This is a genomic window from Enterobacter cloacae complex sp. S1 (genome assembly GCF_014930525.1).
GTDB lineage: Bacteria > Pseudomonadota > Gammaproteobacteria > Enterobacterales > Enterobacteriaceae > Enterobacter > Enterobacter hormaechei_C.
The window spans coordinates 17,955-37,513 of the sequence record NZ_JADBRE010000018.1 but is presented as its reverse complement, the minus strand read 5'-3'; the positions used below and the strand labels follow the sequence as shown (position 1 = coordinate 37,513).

Annotated in this window: 17 protein-coding genes; 10 read left to right on the top strand and 7 right to left on the bottom strand. The window is 54.0% G+C overall.

Features of this window, described 5'->3' with window-relative positions; all coding sequences use genetic code 11:
- The first annotated feature begins 130 nt into the window (after positions 1–130).
- Both pyrD and zapC read left to right on the top strand, forming a co-directional pair.
- On the top strand, positions 131–1,141 hold the full coding sequence (gene pyrD / locus IM290_RS13375) for a quinone-dependent dihydroorotate dehydrogenase (RefSeq protein ID WP_015570907.1): 1,011 nt from the start codon (positions 131–133) through the stop codon (positions 1,139–1,141).
- Between the two features lie 166 nt (positions 1,142–1,307).
- Complete coding sequence (zapC, locus tag IM290_RS13370) at positions 1,308–1,850, top strand: cell division protein ZapC (protein ID WP_015570906.1); 543 nt, start codon at positions 1,308–1,310, stop codon at positions 1,848–1,850.
- Here the strand turns inward: zapC and IM290_RS13365 are convergent.
- A complete protein-coding gene (locus tag IM290_RS13365) occupies positions 1,847–2,956 on the bottom strand; it encodes a YcbX family protein (RefSeq protein ID WP_193042437.1) in 1,110 nt (369 codons plus the stop codon). The genes zapC and IM290_RS13365 overlap by 4 nt on opposite strands.
- Positions 2,957–3,054: 98 nt before the next feature.
- Here IM290_RS13365 and rlmKL point away from each other — a divergent pair, with 98 nt between their 5' ends.
- From rlmKL to rmf, 6 genes are all read left to right on the top strand, one after another.
- Positions 3,055–5,163: a bifunctional 23S rRNA (guanine(2069)-N(7))-methyltransferase RlmK/23S rRNA (guanine(2445)-N(2))-methyltransferase RlmL gene (gene rlmKL / locus IM290_RS13360; RefSeq protein ID WP_003858171.1), complete on the top strand. Its 2,109-nt coding sequence runs from the start codon at positions 3,055–3,057 to the stop codon at positions 5,161–5,163.
- 12 nt (positions 5,164–5,175) lie between these two features.
- Positions 5,176–7,083, top strand: coding sequence for an ABC transporter ATP-binding protein (locus tag IM290_RS13355; protein WP_023296269.1), 1,908 nt, complete (start codon positions 5,176–5,178; stop codon positions 7,081–7,083).
- A 13-nt stretch (positions 7,084–7,096) separates the two neighbouring features.
- Positions 7,097–8,350 carry a membrane integrity-associated transporter subunit PqiA gene (pqiA, locus tag IM290_RS13350; protein ID WP_017693685.1) on the top strand — a complete coding sequence of 418 codons (1,254 nt, stop codon included), beginning with the start codon at positions 7,097–7,099 and terminating at the stop codon, positions 8,348–8,350.
- 4 nt (positions 8,351–8,354) lie between these two features.
- Entirely contained in the window at positions 8,355–9,995 is a 1,641-nt protein-coding gene (gene pqiB / locus IM290_RS13345; RefSeq protein ID WP_015570901.1) for an intermembrane transport protein PqiB, read from the top strand.
- Positions 9,992–10,558, top strand: a complete 567-nt coding sequence (pqiC, locus tag IM290_RS13340; protein ID WP_015570900.1) for a membrane integrity-associated transporter subunit PqiC — start codon at positions 9,992–9,994, stop codon at positions 10,556–10,558. Before pqiB ends, pqiC begins: the two co-directional genes overlap by 4 nt.
- A 254-nt stretch (positions 10,559–10,812) precedes the next feature.
- Positions 10,813–10,980, top strand: coding sequence for a ribosome modulation factor (gene rmf, locus IM290_RS13335; protein ID WP_003858162.1), 168 nt, complete (start codon positions 10,813–10,815; stop codon positions 10,978–10,980).
- 71 nt (positions 10,981–11,051) lie between these two features.
- Here the strand turns inward: rmf and fabA are convergent, their stop codons facing one another.
- Together fabA and IM290_RS13325 are read right to left on the bottom strand one after the other, a co-directional pair.
- Positions 11,052–11,570 carry a bifunctional 3-hydroxydecanoyl-ACP dehydratase/trans-2-decenoyl-ACP isomerase gene (gene fabA / locus IM290_RS13330; protein ID WP_000227926.1) on the bottom strand — a complete coding sequence of 173 codons (519 nt, stop codon included), beginning with the start codon at positions 11,568–11,570 and terminating at the stop codon, positions 11,052–11,054.
- A 68-nt stretch (positions 11,571–11,638) separates the two neighbouring features.
- Entirely contained in the window at positions 11,639–13,399 is a 1,761-nt protein-coding gene (locus tag IM290_RS13325) for a Lon protease family protein (RefSeq protein WP_193042436.1), read from the bottom strand.
- Positions 13,400–13,585: 186 nt separating this feature from the next.
- On the opposite strand from IM290_RS13325, the gene matP reads away from it, so the two are divergent.
- A complete protein-coding gene (gene matP, locus IM290_RS13320) occupies positions 13,586–14,038 on the top strand; it encodes a macrodomain Ter protein MatP (protein ID WP_006809347.1) in 453 nt (150 codons plus the stop codon).
- A 65-nt stretch (positions 14,039–14,103) separates the two neighbouring features.
- Here matP and ompA read toward each other — a convergent pair whose 3' ends face one another.
- Positions 14,104–15,156 (bottom strand): porin OmpA, encoded by a 1,053-nt coding sequence (gene ompA / locus IM290_RS13315; protein ID WP_017694761.1) that lies wholly within the window; start codon positions 15,154–15,156, stop codon positions 14,104–14,106.
- Between the two features lie 356 nt (positions 15,157–15,512).
- Positions 15,513–16,022, bottom strand: coding sequence for an SOS-induced cell division inhibitor SulA (gene sulA, locus IM290_RS13310; RefSeq protein ID WP_026094322.1), 510 nt, complete (start codon positions 16,020–16,022; stop codon positions 15,513–15,515).
- 217 nt (positions 16,023–16,239) lie between these two features.
- Here sulA and IM290_RS13305 point away from each other — a divergent pair, with 217 nt between their 5' ends.
- Positions 16,240–16,866, top strand: coding sequence for a TfoX/Sxy family DNA transformation protein (locus IM290_RS13305; protein WP_017384804.1), 627 nt, complete (start codon positions 16,240–16,242; stop codon positions 16,864–16,866).
- Here IM290_RS13305 and yccS read toward each other — a convergent pair.
- Entirely contained in the window at positions 16,823–18,985 is a 2,163-nt protein-coding gene (yccS, locus tag IM290_RS13300) for a YccS family putative transporter (protein ID WP_193042435.1), read from the bottom strand. The two genes, IM290_RS13305 and yccS, sit on opposite strands and share 44 nt — an antisense overlap.
- A gap of 18 nt (positions 18,986–19,003) precedes the next feature.
- Positions 19,004–19,450 carry a YccF domain-containing protein gene (locus IM290_RS13295; RefSeq protein ID WP_003858149.1) on the bottom strand — a complete coding sequence of 149 codons (447 nt, stop codon included), beginning with the start codon at positions 19,448–19,450 and terminating at the stop codon, positions 19,004–19,006.
- Positions 19,451–19,559: the final 109 nt, after the last annotated feature.

Here is a 19,559-nt window from a genome sequence, read left to right as displayed (position 1 = left end):
CATAAGAAGCGAAGCGATAAGTAAACGATTGCGTTTTACGTGGCTTTTTTTGCCACAGGTCAATTCCCTTTCCGGGCGGGATCGCACATAATCCCCTCCCGGTTTGCACACCGGGAATCCAGGAGAGTTCATGTACTACCCCTTCGTTCGTAAAGCCCTTTTCCAGCTCGATCCTGAGCGCGCTCATGAATTTACATTTCAGCAGTTACGCCGTATTACAGGAACGCCTCTGGCCGCGCTGGTGCGTCAAAACGTGCCGGAAAAACCAGTTCAGTGCATGGGCCTGACTTTCAAAAATCCACTGGGCCTGGCGGCCGGTCTGGACAAAAATGGCGAATGCATTGATGCACTCGGTGCGATGGGCTTTGGCTCGATCGAAATCGGGACGGTGACGCCGCGTCCGCAGCCGGGAAATGACAAGCCACGTCTGTTTCGCCTGGTTGAAGCCGAGGGGCTGATCAACCGCATGGGCTTTAATAACCTTGGCGTCGATCATCTGGTTGAGAACGTTAAGAAAGCCCATTTTGATGGCGTGCTGGGTATTAATATTGGCAAAAATAAAGACACGCCGGTCGAGCAGGGTAAAGATGACTATCTGATTTGTATGGAAAAAGTCTATGCCTATGCCGGTTATATTGCGGTGAATATATCTTCGCCTAACACCCCAGGGCTGCGTTCATTACAATATGGCGAAGCGCTCGACGATCTTCTTAGCGCCATTAAAAATAAACAAACGGCGCTACAGGCGATCCACCATAAATATGTTCCGGTCGCGGTTAAGATCGCCCCGGATCTTTCGGCAGAAGAATTGATCCAGGTTGCCGACAGTTTAGTTCGCCATAATATTGATGGTGTGATTGCAACCAATACAACACTCGATCGCTCTCTCGTTCAGGGAATGAAAAACTGTGACGAAGCGGGTGGATTAAGTGGCCGTCCGGTACAATTAAAAAGCACCGAAATTATTCGCGCACTCTCCGCAGAATTAAAAGGTCAGCTGCCGATTATTGGCGTGGGTGGCATTGACTCTGTCATCGCTGCACGTGAGAAGATGGCGGCAGGTGCATCGCTGGTGCAAATTTATTCCGGCTTTATTTTTAAAGGGCCGCCGCTGATTAAAGAAATCGTCACGCATATCTAATCTTTTCTCTTAATCAGACAACCAGGGCTTTATTTCCAGCCCTGGTTGTTTTATATTCCGTCATTGTTGCTTATTTAAACATTATAGTCTTTTATTACTAGTGTTATAAGCGAAGCGGCAAACAGGACATTTTTAGTACAGGACGTTTAGGGGACGGGAGAGAAACATGCGAATTAAACCTGACGATAACTGGCGCTGGTATTTTTGTGACGAGCATGACCGTATGATGCTCGACTTAGCCAATGGCATGTTGTTTCGCTCTCGTTTTGCGCGCCGAATGTTAACGCCAGACGCGTTTGCTCCCTCAGGCTTTTGCGTTGACGACGCTGCACTCTATTTCTCTTTTGAAGAAAAATGCCGCGAGTTCGATCTCTCCAAAGAACAGCGCGCTGAACTGGTACTAAATGCGCTGGTGGCGATCCGTTTCCTGAAACCGCAAATGCCGAAAAGCTGGCATTTTCTCGCCCACGGCATGTGCTGGACCCCGGCTATCGGCGATGCGGCGAGCGTCAATCTGAGCGATACCGAAGAAGAGGTGAATTTGCTGGTGGTTGAACCCGGTGAAAACGCTGCGCTCTGTTTGCTGGCCCAACCCGGCGTGACCATTGCCGGGCGAGTTATGCAGTTAGGTGATGCCATCAAAGTGATGAATGACAGGCTGAAGCCACAGCTGCGCGTTGATTCCTTCAGCCTTGAACAGGCAGTTTAAGCTTCCAGCTGTACGGATGTTTTCGGGACACAGCTACAGCACAGGATCGTGCCGTCACTGCCAATCGCAGATTTCTTCAGGGCACTTACTACACCATCGACCAGTTTAATGCGACAGCATCCGCAAATCCCCGCGCGACAGGAATACGGTACGCGGATACCTGCCTGCTCCAGCTGTTCCAGTAGCACCTGCTGATTGTTACCACGGATAACTTTGCCTTCCCAGTGAATATCCACCGCGGAAGCGACGTTGGTGACAACGTCAACCATCTCTTCTTCCTGACCTGCGCCGTACACCCTGGCAGGCCCGCGGGTGAGAATTTCGACCTCGTCGCCCACGCGGATCACGCCGCTGGAGCGGGGGATCAGGTTCTGGCCGAAGTCGACATCGCCGTTATCCTGCGCGGTACGAAATGACTGCAAGGTTTTCAGCGGTTCGCCGGAAGGGTGTTTCTGGCCTTTCTCCGGGCTGACGGTGGTAAAAATACAGCGGCTGCACGGCTTCACGACATCAAAAATAACGTTGCCGATGCGGATCACTTTCCAGGAATCTTCATCCCAGGCATTCGCTCCGGTCACCACCAGATTCGGGCGAAATTGCTCCATCTGCACGCTGGCTTTGCAACGGTTTTGTAAATCACGCAGCGAGGCCTCGCTGGTCAGAAGGAAGGGAAAACCATCCGCGAAGGAGAGAGGAACCGCATCGTGGCGCTTCACGCGACGGGTCAGCGCAGGCCCAACCCAGCGCAGCTGAACGTCACGGGAGAAAAAGCCGCTCAGCCACTGGTTAATGTTATCCGGCGCGATACGCGCGGTAAAATGATTGCCCCACACTTCCGTTGGCGCATCAAGCGGCGCAAAATCAGCAAAGCGGATCACGACGCATGAACCGTCCGGCGCGGTCAAATGCAGCCCGTCATGAAGCGGGGAAGGGGTAAAGCGAACCATCTGCGGGAACTGACGTGCTGTGATAAACGTACCGTCAGGCTCGGTGACCATAAAAATACGATCGAAGGCGAATCCGCTCATATCGGCCAGCGCGTGAGAGACGCCGATGGCGCGCATGGATTTCACCGGATGAATAAAAAGCCTGGATAACGTCGCCACTGCACACTCCCGCTAAAGAAAATAAGCCTTCAACTTTATGACATACACGCCATATTAGCTATAATGCGCGACAATTTTCTATGAGTAAAAGTGACGATATGAATTCTCTGTTTGCCAGTACGGCCCGTGGGCTGGAAGAGCTGTTAAAAACTGAACTGGAAGCCCTGGGCGCGAAAGAGTGCCGGGTGGTTCAGGGTGGTGTCCATTTTGAGGGCGACACGCGGCTTATTTACCAGAGCCTGATGTGGAGCCGTCTGGCGTCGCGCATCATGCTGCCGATGAAAGAGTGCAAGGTCTACAGCGATCTTGATCTCTACACCGGCGTACAGATGATCGACTGGACAGAGATCTTCACCCCGGACGCCACCTTTGCGGTGCATTTCAACGGCGTCAACGATGAGATCCGCAACAGCCAGTATGGTGCCCTGCGCGTTAAGGATGCCATTGTGGATTGCTTCACGCGTCGCAATAAAGAACGTCCGAACGTTGACCGTGAAAACCCGGATCTGCGTATCAACGTCTGGCTGAACGGCGATACGGCCAGTATTTCCCTGGATCTGAGTGGCGCAGGCTTGCATCTGCGCGGCTATCGCGATCGCACCGGGATGGCGCCGATCAAAGAAACGCTGGCTGCCGCTATCGTGATGCGCTCCGGATGGCAGCCAGGTACGCCGCTGCTCGATCCGATGTGCGGTTCCGGTACGCTGCTGATTGAAGCCGCGATGCTGGCCACCGACCGTGCGCCAGGGCTGCACCGCGGCCACTGGGGCTTCAAAGGCTGGGCGCAGCACGATGAGGCCATCTGGAAAGAGGTCAAAGACGATGCGCAGACCCGCGCCCGTAAAGGGCTGGCGGAGTACACCTCTCACTTTTACGGTTCGGACAGCGACGCACGGGTGATTGAACGCGCGCGCAGCAACGCCCGTCGTGCCGGTATCGGCGAGCTGGTGACCTTCGAGGTGAAGGACGTGGCGAATCTGACCAATCCTCTGCCAAAAGGCCCGTACGGTACGGTGATCAGCAACCCGCCGTATGGTGAGCGTCTGGACAGCGAGCCGGCGCTGATTGCGCTGCACAGCCTGCTGGGCCGCAACATGAAAGCGCATTTCGGCGGCTGGAACCTCTCCCTGTTTAGCGCCTCGCCGGAGCTGCTGAGCTGCCTGCAATTGCGTGCCGATCGCCAGTTCAAAGCGAAAAACGGCCCGCTGGACTGCGTGCAGAAAAACTACCATCTGGCAGAGATAGCGGCGGATAGCAAACCGTCAGGCGTGGCGGAAGATTACGCCAACCGCCTGCGCAAAAACCTGAAGAAATTTGAGAAGTGGGCGAAGCAGGAAGGCATCGAATGTTATCGCCTGTACGACGCTGACCTGCCGGAATACAACGTGGCGGTTGACCGCTATGCGGACTGGGTGGTGGTTCAGGAATACGCCCCGCCGAAAACTATCGATGCGCAAAAAGCGCGTCAGCGTATGCTGGATGTGATTGCGGCCACCATCGCCGTACTTGGCATTTCTCCAAACAAGCTGGTGCTGAAAACCCGTGAGCGTCAGAAAGGTAAAAATCAGTATCAGAAGATGGGCGAGAAGGGTGACTTCATCGAAGTGGGCGAATATAACGCGCGCCTGTGGGTTAACCTGACCGACTACCTTGATACCGGCCTGTTCCTCGATCACCGTATCGCCCGCCGCATGCTGGGCCAGATGAGCAAGGGGAAAGACTTCCTGAACCTGTTCTCCTATACCGGCAGCGCCAGCGTTCATGCGGGGCTTGGCGGCGCGCGTAGCACCACCACGGTAGATATGTCCCGGACTTATCTGGAGTGGGCAGAGCGCAACCTGCGTCTTAACGGCTTAACCGGCCGTCAGCATCGCCTGTTACAGGCCGACGTGCTGGGCTGGCTGCGCGATACCGACGAGCAGTTTGACCTGATCTTTATCGATCCGCCGACCTTCTCTAACTCCAAGCGTATGGAGGATAGCTTTGATGTTCAACGCGATCACCTGCGCCTGATGACCGACCTGAAGCGTCTGCTGCGTAAAGGCGGCACCATTATGTTCTCGAATAACAAGCGCGGATTCCGCATGGATCACGACGGCCTGGCCGAACTGGGACTGAAAGCACAAGAAATCAGCCAAAAAACGCTGTCTCAGGACTTTGCCCGTAACCGTCAAATCCACAACTGCTGGCTGATCTCCGCGGTCTGAAAGGAAAAATAAATGTCTTTAATTAGTATGCACGGCGCGTGGCTCTCTTTCAGCGACTCACCGCTTCTCGATAATGCAGAGCTGCATATCGAAGATAACGAGCGCGTCTGTCTGGTGGGCCGTAACGGCGCAGGTAAATCGACGCTGATGAAAATCCTCAACCGTGAGCAGGGGCTGGATGACGGCCGTATTGTTTACGAGCAGGATCTGATCGTCTCTCGTCTGCAACAGGATCCGCCGCGTAACGTCACCGGCAGCGTGTACGATTTTGTGGCCGAAGGGATTTCAGAGCAGGCGGAATACCTCAAGCGTTACCACGAGATTTCGCATCTGGTGATGACGGACCCGAGCGACAAGAATCTCAACGAGCTGGCAAAAGTGCAGGAGATGCTCGATCACCACGGCCTGTGGCAGCTGGAAAACCGCATTAACGAAGTGCTGGCCCAGCTTGGCCTGGAAGCGGATATGGAGCTGTCGGCGCTCTCCGGCGGCTGGCTGCGTAAAGCGGCGCTGGGCCGTGCCCTGGTGAGCGGGCCTAAGGTGCTGCTGCTGGACGAACCGACGAACCACCTGGATATCGAAGCGATTGACTGGCTGGAAGGGTTCCTGAAAACCTTTAACGGTACCATTATCTTCATCTCCCACGACCGTTCGTTCATCCGCAACATGGCCACGCGCATTGTCGATCTCGATCGCGGCAAGCTGGTGACCTATCCGGGCGATTACGATACCTATCTGCTGGAGAAAGAAGAAAACCTGCGCGTGGAAGAGCTGCAAAATGCCGAGTTCGACCGCAAGCTGGCCCAGGAAGAGGTATGGATCCGTCAGGGCATTAAAGCGCGTCGTACCCGTAACGAAGGCCGCGTTCGCGCCCTGAAGGCGATGCGCCGCGAACGTAGCGAACGCCGCGAAGTCATGGGTAGCGCCAAAATGCAGGTGGAAGAGGCGTCCCGCTCGGGCAAGATTGTCTTCGAAATGGAGAACGTGAATTATTCGGTTGACGGCAAAGTGCTGGTGAACGATTTCTCCGCTCAGGTTCAGCGCGGCGACAAAATTGCGCTGATCGGCCCGAACGGGTGCGGTAAAACCACACTGCTGAAACTGATGCTCGGTCAGCTCCAGGCCGACAGCGGTCGTATCCACTGCGGTACCAAACTGGAAGTGGCGTACTTCGACCAGCACCGCGCCGAGCTGGATCCAGACCGTACGGTGATGGATAACCTCGCCGAGGGTAAACAGGAGGTCATGGTTAATGGCAAGCCGCGTCACGTGCTGGGCTACCTTCAGGACTTCCTGTTCCACCCGAAACGCGCTATGACGCCGGTGCGCGCGCTGTCCGGGGGAGAACGTAACCGTCTTTTGCTGGCGCGTCTGTTCCTGAAACCCAGTAACTTATTGATTCTCGATGAACCGACTAACGATCTGGATGTCGAAACGCTGGAACTGCTGGAAGAGTTGATTGATGGTTATCAGGGAACCGTAATGCTGGTCAGCCACGATCGTCAGTTTGTCGATAACACCGTGACCGAGTGCTGGATCTTCGAAGGCAAAGGGCGCATCGGGCAATATGTGGGCGGCTATCATGACGCGCGTGGACAGCAATCGCAGTCGCTGGCGCAAAAACAGGCGAAGACCAAAAATGTCGCTGAACCTGTTGTTGCAAAGGCAGAAACTGTCAAAAAGTCTCCTGCTAAAATGAGTTATAACTTGCAGCGCGAGCTGGAAGGGCTGCCGCAGCGTCTGGAAGAGCTGGAAGCTGCACTGGAAGCACTGCAAATCCAGGTCGCTGATGCGTCATTCTTTACGCAGCCTCACGACTATACTCAGAAAGTATTGGCTGAACTCTCCCAGGCTGAACAGGCGCTGGAAGAGGCATTTGAGCGCTGGGAGTACCTTGAGTCTCTGAAAAACGGCGCATAAACAGGGATAATCTATGTGTGACCAGCACCATGCCGATCGGCATATATTATGCTCGCAATGCGATATGCTCGTGGCGTTGCCAGAGCTTGGTCACGGACATAAGGCTGCCTGCCCGCGCTGCGGCGCTACGCTGACGACCGAGTGGGACGCGCCAAGGCAGCGTCCTACGGCTTATGCGCTGGCAGCCTTATTCATGTTACTGCTCTCCAATCTCTTCCCTTTCATCTATATGAAAGTGGGCGGGATGACCAGCCAGGTGGATTTACTGGAAATACCAGGCGTGATGTTCTCGGAAGATTACGCCAGCCTTGGCACCTTCTTTCTTCTTTTCGTGCAGATCGTCCCGGCTTTTTGCCTGGTCGTCATTCTGCTGCTGGTCAACCGCGTCAGGATGCCCACTGTCCTTAAAATCAAACTCGCGCGGATCCTGTTCCAGTTGAAAAGCTGGGGGATGGCGGAAATTTTTCTCGCGGGTATCCTGGTCAGCTTCGTGAAGCTGATGGCCTACGGCGATGTGGGGATTGGCAGCAGCTTTATTCCGTGGTGTCTTTACTGCGTGCTACAACTGCGCGCGTTCCAGTGCGTGGACCGACGCTGGGCCTGGGACGATATTGCCCCGGCGCCTACGCTCTCGCAGACGGTAAAGGTGGGCGTACCGGGTATCCGTCAGGGGCTTCGCTCCTGCTCGTGCTGCACCGCCGTGCTGCCCGCGGATGTCGAGGTGTGTCCACGCTGTGAAACAAAAGGTCACGTACGGCGTAAAAATAGCCTGCAATGGACCATGGCGCTGCTGGTGACCTCTGTCATGCTCTATCTGCCCGCCAATATCTTGCCGATCATGATCACCGATCTGCTCGGCGACAGAATGCCCTCGACCATACTGGCCGGGGTGATTTTGCTGTGGAGCGAGGGGTCATACCCTGTGGCAGGCGTCATATTCCTCGCCAGTATTATGGTTCCGACCTTAAAGATGATTGCCATTGCCTGGCTTTGCTGGGATGCAAAAGGGCACGGTAAGCGAGACAGCGAGCGTATGCATCTGATTTATGAGGTCGTGGAATTTGTTGGCCGCTGGTCGATGATTGACGTGTTCGTGATTGCGGTTCTCTCAGCGCTGGTGCGTATGGGGGGGCTGATGAGTATTTATCCCGCTATGGGGGCGCTGATGTTTGCGTTGGTCGTCATTATGACCATGTTTGCGGCCATGACCTTCGACCCTCGTTTATCGTGGGATCGTGAGCCCGATTCAAGCCATGAGGAAGAGTAAGAGCATGGAAAATAAGAGTGGAGAGGCTAAAGTGCAGAAGGTCAGAAACTGGTCGCCGGTGTGGATTTTCCCCATCGTGACCGCGCTGATCGGTGCATGGATCCTGTTTTATCATTACAGCCATCAGGGACCGGAAGTCACGCTAATTACCACCAATGCAGAGGGGATTGAGGGCGGAAAAACCACCATCAAGAGCCGCAGCGTGGATGTGGGTGTCGTGGAAAGCGCGACCCTGACGGATGATTTAACCCATGTTGAAATCAAGGCCCGCCTGAATGCCGGCATGGAAAAATTGCTCCATGAAGATTCTGTTTTTTGGGTAGTGAAACCGCAGGTCGGGAGAGAAGGGATCAGCGGCTTAGGAACGCTATTGTCAGGGGCCTACATCGAACTCCAGCCCGGCAACAAAGGCGCCCAGCCAGCAAACTATCAGCTGCTGGATTCACCGCCGCTTGCGCCACCGGATGCAAAAGGGATCCGCGTTATTCTGGACAGCAAAAAAGCGGGCCAGCTCTCGCCGGGCGATCCGGTACTGTTTCGTGGATATCGCGTCGGTTCGGTTGAAACAAGCACCTTCGATCCGCAAAAACGGACCATCAGCTATCAGCTTTTTATCAATGCGCCTAATGACCGCCTGGTGACCAGCAACGTTCGCTTCTGGAAAGACAGCGGGATCGCGGTGGATCTGACCTCTGCGGGGATGCGCGTTGAGATGGGTTCACTCACCACGCTGTTTGGTGGGGGCGTCAGTTTTGATGTGCCGGAAGGTATCGATCTGGGACAACCGGTGGCGGAGAAAACCGCCTTCAGGCTGTTTGACGATCAAAAAAGCATTCAGGATGCGCTCTATACCGATCACATCGACTACCTGATGTTCTTTAAGGACTCTGTACGCGGCTTGCAGCCTGGGGCGCCAGTTGAGTTCCGCGGTATCCGTCTGGGGACCGTGGGACAAGTGCCTTACTTTGTTCCGGGACTCAAGCAGATGCTTGATGATGATTATCGTATTCCGGTGCTGATCCGCATTGAGCCTGAGCGTTTGATTAACCAGATAGGCGAGGACCAGGATATTGGGGAGCATATCAGCGATCTGATGAATCGCGGTCTGCGCGGCTCGCTGAAAACTGGCAACCTGGTCACAGGGGCGTTATATGTCGATATGGACTTCTATCCAAAAGCGCCACCAATGACGGGGATCCGTGAATTTGGCGGCTACAAAATCATTCCTACGGTAAGCAGTGGCCTGGCGCAGATTCAACAGCGCCTGATGGAAACACTGGATAAGATCAACAATCTGCCGCTGAATCCAATGCTTGAGGCCGCGACGGGATCACTGCATCAGAGCCAGGCGACGATGCAACGTCTGCAAACCACGCTGGATAATATCAACAAGATCACCGCCAACCAGTCCATGCAACAGCTGCCGCAGGATATGCAGAAAACGTTGCGCGAACTGAATCGCAGTATGCAGGGCTTCCAGCCGGGCTCAGCGGCTTACAACAAGATGGTGGCGGATATGCAACGTCTTGATCAGGTTTTACGCGAGCTACAGCCCGTTCTGAAAACGCTCAATGAAAAGAGCAACGCGCTGGTGTTTGAAGCGAAAGACAAAAAGGATCCTGAGCCTAAGAGGGCGAAACAATGAAAAAATGGCTAATCATCGCAGGCGCACTGGTATTAACGGCCTGTAGCTCTGGAAGCGATAACAAAAGCTACTACCAGTTGCCGTTAAGCGCGCAATCCGGTGCGCAGAGTAGCAGCTCGCAGGGCAGCCGTCTGCTGTGGGTTGAACAGGTTGCCGTGCCAGATTATCTGGCGGGCAACGGGGTGGTCTACCAGACCAGCGATGTGCAGTACGTTATTGCCAACAATAACCTGTGGGCCAGCCCGCTGGATCAGCAGCTACGCAATACGCTGGTGGCGAATCTGAGCAGCCAGCTTCCTGGTTGGGTAGTCGCCTCGCAGCCTCTGGGAAGCGATCAGGACACTCTGAATGTTAACGTGACGGGATTCCATGGCCGTTATGATGGTGCGGTTGTTATCAGCGGGGAGTGGCTCTTGAATCATCAGGGCCAGCTGATTAAGCGTCCTTTCCATCTGGAACTGAAGCAGCAGAAAGATGGCTATGACGAAATGGTGAAAGTGCTTGCGCAGGGGTGGGCACAGGAGTCGGCTGCTATCGCAAGAGAGATTTCCCGGCTGCCATAAGTAAAATTCATCGACGAAAGCCGCACTCAGCTTCTTGCTGATTGCGGCTTTTTTTTCGTTTTATGTTCAGTTTGTTACTTGTCCCGCGTCACATTTTTTGTACAAACGATCTTCCATGTAGCTCACAAATATGACACCCGTATGAATTTTGAACGTTGACGCTGACGCCGATTCGGGGTATTCGTTAACTGTGCTTGCACATATTGCAATCACTGTTTTCTTTCCACCAGACAAAAGAATGAGGGAAACGAGGCATGAAGAGACAGAAACGAGATCGCCTGGAAAGGGCTCATCAACGTGGTTATCAGGCTGGCATCGCCGGACGTTCAAAAGAAATGTGTCCCTATCAGGCCCTGAATCAAAGGTCCCAATGGCTAGGGGGCTGGCGAGAAGCCATCGGAGACAGGGCAGTACTTGCTTGATACCGTCTCTTTAAAAAGAAACCTCCGCAATGCGGAGGTTTCGCCTTTCTGGAAGGGGCTAAATGCCGTTATCAGAAAGCGGAGGTATCCTGGAACAGACCCACTTTCAGGTCGTTCGCGGTATAAATAAGACGACCATCTACCAGCACTTCACCGTCCGCCAGGCCCATAATCAGGCGGCGGTTAACGATGCGTTTGAAATGGATACGGTAGGTGACTTTCTTCGCGGTAGGCAGAACCTGACCGGTGAATTTCACTTCGCCTACGCCCAGCGCACGGCCTTTACCTTCACCGCCAAGCCAGCCCAGATAGAAGCCAACCAGCTGCCACATGGCATCGAGGCCCAGGCAGCCAGGCATTACCGGATCGCCAATAAAGTGGCAACCGAAGAACCACAGGTCCGGGTTGATATCGAGTTCTGCTTCTACGTAACCCTTATCAAAGTTGCCGCCGGTTTCGGTCATTTTCACGACACGGTCCATCATCAGCATATTTGGGGCCGGTAACTGCGGGCCTTTCGCACCAAACAGTTCACCGCGACCAGAGGCAAGAAGGTCTTCTTTAGTATAGGATTCGCGTTTATCTACCATGTTCTCAGTAAGCCTTATTTTAGTGAAGGACGCAGGATAGCTAACACGTGTACGCTGAACAAGTCCGATCAGTTAGCACTAAACCAACTTAACCAGCGTAACGGCCACGGATAACGATGACGAGCATCCTGCTGTGTCGCCTGAGCTATACGTTCCTGAATGGTCTGCATCAGGGTTGTCTGGCCTTCGCCGTCCCAGACCAGGTTTGTCAGTAAGGGTAGAGCATCCTCAACCCCTTCGATGGCCCAGACGGCGAATTGTTCCTGCTCTACCGCATCCAGAATCGCCTGGCTCAGGCTCAAATGGCGAGCGTTAGGCGCCGGAATAATCACGCCCTGTTTGCCGTTTAAACCGCGCTGCTGGCAGATAGCAAAGAAGCCTTCGATTTTCTCATTCAGTCCACCCACCGGTTGAGCACGACCAAACTGATCTACGGAACCGGTAATCGCAATATTCTGATTAATCGGTACGTCTGCAAGCGCGCTGATCACGGCGCACAGCTCTGCCATCGAGGCGCTGTCGCCGTCGACTTCACTGTAGGACTGCTCAAAGGTCAACGAGGCAGAGAAGGGGATCTGCTGCTCCAGCTGAAGTTCAGACATCAGGAATGCCTGCATGATCATCATGCCTTTGGCATGAATGTTTCCGCCCAGTTCGGCCTTGCGTTCGATATCGGTAAATTCGCCGTCACCAATGTGCACGACACAGCTGATACGGGAAGGCTCGCCAAAGGCGCGCGGGTGTCCGGGGAACTCGATGACGGACAAGGCGTTGATTTGCCCGATACGTTCGCCTTCGGTCTCCACCAGAATCTGTTCCAGCAGAATTTCATCCTGCATACGGTCAGCAAGATAACCTTCACGCCATTCACGCTGGGCCAGCATCTGGCTAAGCTGCTCGCCGGTAAACGGACCGTTGCCGCTGATAACGCCCACTTCACGCAGCTGTTTACCGATCCAGAGCGGGCAGAGCGGCAGGGTTTCCTGATCGCCAGTGTAGCGTACGGCCTCGCGGATTAAGCCCGGCCACGCATCCTCGCCAGGCGAGGGCAGCGCGAAACGTTCCGCCACGGCCATAACCCACTGACACCACTGCGCCATGTCATCGGCATCGGCGATCTGAATATTGTCTTCAAATTCACTGTAAACCGCCTGCTCCGCGAGTTCTGGCTCCATTTCCTGGAAATCAGCCAGAGATTCACGGTCACCCGTCAGCACGACGGTCAGCGACAGCGGCATAGACGGAATGGAAACAGGCAGCGGACGTGAATCGTCGTAGCCTATCCAGTCAAAACGTTGCTGCATCACCACCGTTTTCAGGCGCATCCACAGCAGAGGCTGTGCGAGCAGGGTGCGAAGGGAGATGAGCAACACGCCGCCATTCGCGCGGTGTACCAGACCGGGTTGCAGTGACACATCGCCATTGAACTGACGAAGGCAGCCGAACAGCTGTTCTGCTTCCACCCAGTTGGCGGTAATCACCTCGCCTTTTGCAGCGAACAGTCCGTCTGCCTGTGTGGCAGGTTCGAAGGTCACGTCACGTCCGGCAATATGATACTGACCACCAAAAACGGCATTCGTTTTTGGCTGCAACTGGCGCATGGCATCACCGAGAAGCGTTAGATACTCGGCTTCTTCCGGGGCTTTGAGCAGCATGAAAGGAGATGTAGCCCATGGGGATGACATCTGCTCCAGCGCGTAATGCAAACGCGGTTGTGTATCGCTAAGTATGAATTCGTGTTCTTTTGTGAGGTCTGGCTGTGCAAACAGCTCCTGATAGCTCTCGGTATCCGGAACCAGGTCACGCCATGCAAGTTTCGTAATGGTCAAAGTTGATGTTTTTTAGTCAGAAGTAAAACCGTGGAGTATACCGTAAGCGGCGCACTCTGCCCAATCAGGATTCGGGTTTTCGTCATGCGGATCGCCTGCGGCGTTTCACAGGATATGATTTCTTTTCAGCAGATTGCCAAAATACTGATATTCTGAACAGAGTTACACGGTAACACTGAGATCGCAATGAAATATCAACAACTGGAAAACCTCGAAAGCGGCTGGAAATGGAAGTACCTGGTCAAAAAGCACCGTGAAGGGGAGCTGATCACCTGCTACATCGAAGCCAGCGCGGCACAAGAAGCTGTGGATATGTTGCTGACCCTCGAAAACGAACCGGTACAGGTCAACGGCTGGATTGAGAAACACATTAATCCGGCCTTGTTAAACCGGATGAAGCAAACTATCCGTGCTCGTCGTAAACGGCATTTCAATGCCGAGCATCAGCACACCCGTAAGAAATCGATCGACCTGGAGTTCATGGTCTGGCAGCGTCTGGCCGGGCTTGCGCAGCGGCGCGGAAAAACCCTGTCGGAAACGGTGGTGCAGCTGATTGAAGATGCCGAGCACAAAGAGAAGTATGCCAGCCAGATGTCGACGCTGAAGAACGATCTACAGGCACTGTTAGGTAAAAAATAAGCTTTTTACTTTTCTTCAGATAATAAAAAACCCCGCATCGCGGGGTTTTTTTATAAGACGATAACTTATGCCGCAGGCTGAGTTACAACGTCTTTGATACCTTTAACTTCGATCTCTACGCGACGATCTGGTGCCAGGCAGTCGATCAGTGCAGCGCGTGGTTTCACGTTGTCACAGGTAGAACCGGTAACTGGGTTAGATTCGCCCATACCACGTGGGGAGATCTTGTTAGCTGGGATACCTTTAGATACCAGGTAATCAACTACAGACTGAGCACGTTTCTCAGACAGACCCTGGTTGTAAGCGTCAGAACCGATACGGTCGGTGAAGCCCAGAACCACTACAGAACCGTCTTTAGGATCCAGGTTGCTCAGCTGGGTGTACAGCTGATCCAGTGCCTGCTGACCTTCTGGTTTCAGGGTAGCTTTGTTGAAGTTGAACAGAACGTCAGACTTCAGAGTGAAGTGCTTGGTCTGTACTTCTGGAGCTGGAGCCGGAGCTGGAGCTACGACTGGCGCATCTTCCTGCTGACCGAAACGGTAAGAAACACCAACGCTCAGCATGCCGTTGTCTGGACGAACGCCAACGGTAGCACCGTCACCGATGTTGTTAACCCACTGGTATTCCAGACGGGTAGCGATGTCACGGGTCATTGCCCACTCAACGCCACCAGCGAATACTGGGGAAACACCAGTGTCGTGGTCGTCACCAGCGATGCTGTTGCTGGAGTCTGCACGCCATACCATGCCGCCCAGACGGGTGTACACGTCCAGATCGTCAGTTACTGGGTAACCCAGTTTAGCGGTCAGCTGTACGCCTTGAGCTTTGAAAGCGCCATTTACGTTGTCGCCTTTGTAAGGCATACGACCTAACCAGTCGTAACCCATTTCAAAGCCAACATACGGGTTAACCTGATAGCCACCGAACGCACCTGCACCCAGCTGGCTCTCGTGAGTAGGGCCATCGTTGTTCAGGCTGCTGTTGTACCAACCGGTGTCATGGAACTGAGACCAGCCCAGTTTACCACCTGCATACCAGGTATTATCTTTCGGAGCGGCCTGCGCTACGGTAGCGAAGCCAGCCAGTGCCACTGCAATCGCGATAGCTGTCTTTTTCATTTTTTGCGCCTCGTTATCATCCAAAATTTGCCATGAATATCTCCATCGGAGGAATCACGGTTAAATCCTTCACCGGGGGGCGTGGTCAAATATAAACCTACCGATATCTTCGGCTTAGGCCGAGCACCCCTGGCGATGTAAAGTCTACAACGTAGCTGAAAACTTACAAGTGTGAAGTCCGTCAGCCATATGAAAAAAAAAGTTCCGTATACCTAATATTTAACAATTTTTGAACGAATTTTGTGCAGTAAAATTAACGAGAACCGCGTCAGACAAGCCTTGCCGCAATTTTGGCGCGTTGAACTTTTTTTGCATACTGCGGTCGAAAAAAATTCCAGGAAAACTCTTAAAATGACTCAATGGTACACATTTGAGTGAATTTTTAGCCCGGGATGTTGTCCTCTGCGATAGGAATCTCCACGAACCGGCCGCATGATGAAACCCATCGCGTTACCTTCTTCAGCCGCTTCAGTCAGACGCAAATGTTCCTCTTGCGACAGATCCTCAGGCAACCACCCAATCACGACGCTATAGTTCCCGGTACGTAATGCCCGGACCATCGACTCGACCGTATCGCAAGGGGAGAGTTGATTAATCTGCATCACCTTCGCTAACGGCAGGCCAGCCGACTGAACCCATTCACGACTTAATTTTTGCTGTGGCGTCAGCCAGAGCTGCCAGCGAGACTGTTGCCCGAGCTGCTGCAAAAGCGGCAGGAGTAAGAGTTGTGTTAACAGCGGCTGGTCTTCACGGTAAACCACTTCACTGATAAGCCCTGTCGATACACGCCCGATAGAATTCTGCGCAGCATTGCCTGCGGCAGAAGTGGAAGGTGTTAAGTGATTTGCATAGCCTGAAGTGTACATATTCATTCCAGCCCTGTAGTTACTGTATGGATATACAGTAACCCCTGTGTGCATAAAGATCAACCTCATTTTCGGAAAGCGACTCGCAAATTTCATCCATTCCTGGTGAACCTGAAAAAATCATCTTGCCCAACGGCAATAAGTTGCCTATTTTCCTGCTAACGGATCCGTTAGTAAGAAATATCGTGTTTACTGTATGATTTTTAATGGAATTATCATGAAAAAGATATCTTATGATCGGATTTATCAATCTCAGGAATACCTCTCTCCGCTGGGCGAAATTCATCATCGCGCCCTGTTTGGCGGTTATACCCTGGCCGTGGATGAAGCGGTGTTCGCGATGGTGTCTGACGGCGAGCTGTACCTTCGCGCCTGTGAGCAAAGTGCAAAATACTGTGTAAAAAACGCCTCCTCTTTTCTAACCCTGATGAAACGAGGACGGCCAGTGCTGCTTAATTACTACCGTGTGGATGAAGGTCTGTGGCAAAACAGGGAAAAGCTGCTTCAGCTCTCCTCGTTTGCGCTCGATGCCGCCAGGAAAGAGCGCTACCAGCGCCATCAGCGTAACCGGCTTAAGGATCTGCCGAACCTGACCTTTCAGATTGAGGTCCTGCTTATGGAGGCGGGCATTACCAATGAAGAGACGCTACGACAGTTGGGGGCGAAGACGAGCTGGCTGAAAATGCGCTCTAAGAATAAAGCGCTGAGTATCCGGGTATTGTTCGCGCTTGAAGGCGCCATCGAAGGGTTACATGAAGCGGCACTCCCGGCGGATATTCGCCGGGAGCTTATGGAGTGGTTTAATGCGCTGCCTGAGTCGCAGGGCCATCATTCCGCCAGGTAGCGATCTTCTGTCGCAGCCGACAAATTTCCGGCAGCAAAGCGATAAGCAGGCCAATTTGCTGTAGGACCAGCGGAGCTTTGTTGTCGGTGCCAGGATCAAGGTGTGCGATACGTTGCACCAGTTCATCCAGTGCCTGGTGAACCCGTGGCTCATCCGCAGGTTGATGATGAAGCGCATCATCAACGTAGCAAACGGCGTCGTCCAGCAGCGCCAGGGTGCCCGGATTTGTCAGTTTCTCACGGTGGGCGCCAAGGGTAGAGATATAGCTGGTGAACGTGTGGTTCAGACACAGCAGGCGGAAGGCTGTCTCCCGGATTTCTGCCGTGGCGCGCGGCTCAGTCGACATATTCGAGACAACGGAAGCCAGCTCTGCGTCCGTGTTATGCGCATCGCGACGGGCAATCCGATAGGCCAGACGGTTATCGCGACCCTGATGGTATTGCTCAAGAATAGCATCCAGATAGCGGCAGTTAGCGTTCATCGCTCTGTCGGACACGCGCGGTAAGTTACGAAAACGCCAGTCCGGCCAGATAAAGCTCACCGCCGCCCAGGCAATGGCGCAGCCGATTAGCGTGTCGATCACGCGGGGGAGGGCCACTTCAAAGCCTTCACCCAGCAGATTGAAGCAGAGCAGCACCAGCAGCGTGATGAACATCGTGGCGTGGGCGTACTGCACATTGCGGAAGGCGAAAAACAGTACACCGGTAATCACGATCAGGATCAGTTGCCCTTCTACGGATGGCACAAAGTAGAGCACCGGCAGCCCGATGGCGACCCCGACTAATGTCCCGACAATACGCAGCGCGAGCCGATGGCGGGTAGCGTTATAGTTCGGCTGGCAGACAAACAGGCTGGTCAGCAGGATCCAGTAACCGTGGTGCAACCCTGTTATCTGGATAAACGCGTAGCCGACGCACAGAACCAGCGACATCCTTACCGCATGGCGAAAGAGGGCGGATTCCGGCGTAAAATGACGGCTCAGGCGCAGCCACATATCGCTGAGACCGTTGAGACTGTCGTCGGCAAGCTGGTTGTCGGCGTCATTGCCCGGCATTGCCATCGCCTGTTCAGACTCAATGGTGGCGAGCTGAGCATCAATGGCTCTCAGGTTGTTGAGCAAGAATCCCAGAGCTTTGAACTGTTCCGGCGATGTCCCACTGGCCTGAACGCGATCGAGGGCCGCATCCAGATGACTGAATGCCCGTTCAAAGCGAGGATCGTGCTGATAGGGCGTGCGCAGTAGTATTGAGCGCGCAAGTTGCTGGCAGGCCTGAGACTGCATTGACAGCAGGCGCTGGAAACGGAACATCACGTCGCTGTAGCGGAATTTCTCGCGCAGGTCAGCGTACTGCACATGCGAGGAGCTGGCGCGCTCGTGAATATCCTGGGCAACAAAGTAGTAGTGCAGTGTGCGCCGGGTACCGCGCTGACCGCGATCGCCGCGCAGACGGGTGAGCAGAGACGCTTTGGTCTGATTCAGCGTGGCGACCAGCTGGCCATTTGCCAGCGCCAGATCGTACAGGGGCGCCTGGCTGTCCTCTTCAATATCCGGATCAAACAGCCGGGATTTCAGCTCCAGATAGTGGGCCAGCTGTTCGTAACTGCGAGCAATGTTGTCCTGTAAGGCACGAACCGGAAAAATAAGATGCCCGGTTAAGGTCAGCAGGTTATACCAGATAGCGCCCAACAGCAGCAGGACCGGTTGTTGATACCACTGATCGTAAAGAGAGACGCCCAGCATGGTGTAAATGGCAATCAGCAGGGCGCCAAACGCGATAGTGGCGTAGCGTTGCCCGAGGCCGCCGAGCAAAATGAAGCCGCTGGTGGACACCGTCAGCCCTAAGGCAAACAGCCAGGGCCAGGGGAAAAGCAGCTCAACGGAGGCGGAAGCAATAAAGAAGCAGACCAGCGTGATGACCAGATTACGCAAACGACCGGCCAGGCGGTCGTCGAGATCCGCCAGCGCACCGGCCACCACCCCAAGCGTGAGGGGGATGGTGAGCTTCACGTCATTTAGCCACCACGGCAGAGCGACGGTGCCGCAGAGGGCGATAAAGATCCTGACGTTATACAGCCAGTTACTGTTCCACGTATAGCGACGAAGCAGGGGGCTTAGCATGAGTGCGGCCAGTCCTTATTACTGAAAACGGCGACGGGCGTTGGCTTCACGCGCGGCTTGCGCGACTTCGACCGGGACAACACGGCGTCCTACCGGCCACAGGGCGATGGTAGCAATTTTGAAATTAGCGATGCCAACCGGAATGCCTATAATCGTGATGCACTGGGCGATACCGGCGAAGATATGCATCAGACACAACCACCAGCCAAAGAAGATCAGCCATAAAATATTCAGCAGCGTGCCGCCGGTATTCATCAGGGCATTTTTTCTTTCCGGCTCCAGCTCATCCACGTGTACGGCTTCATTTCCATAAGGAACGAGGGACAGTTTGGTGATTTCCCAGCAGGAGCGCGTCAGCGGAAGGGTGAAGATGAGCACGATGCTCACCAGGGTGGCAAAAAGCCAGGAAAGGGTGGTGGCAAAACCGCCAAGGACAAAATTCAACACATTCAGAACGGTACGCATAAACCCTCATTTCCTTCGATATGATTAACGCCCGGTGATTGTAACGTTTTTTTGGGCTGGAGCACCTTAAAACTGGCAGTTAAACTGTCTGACAAATTATGACCTCGTG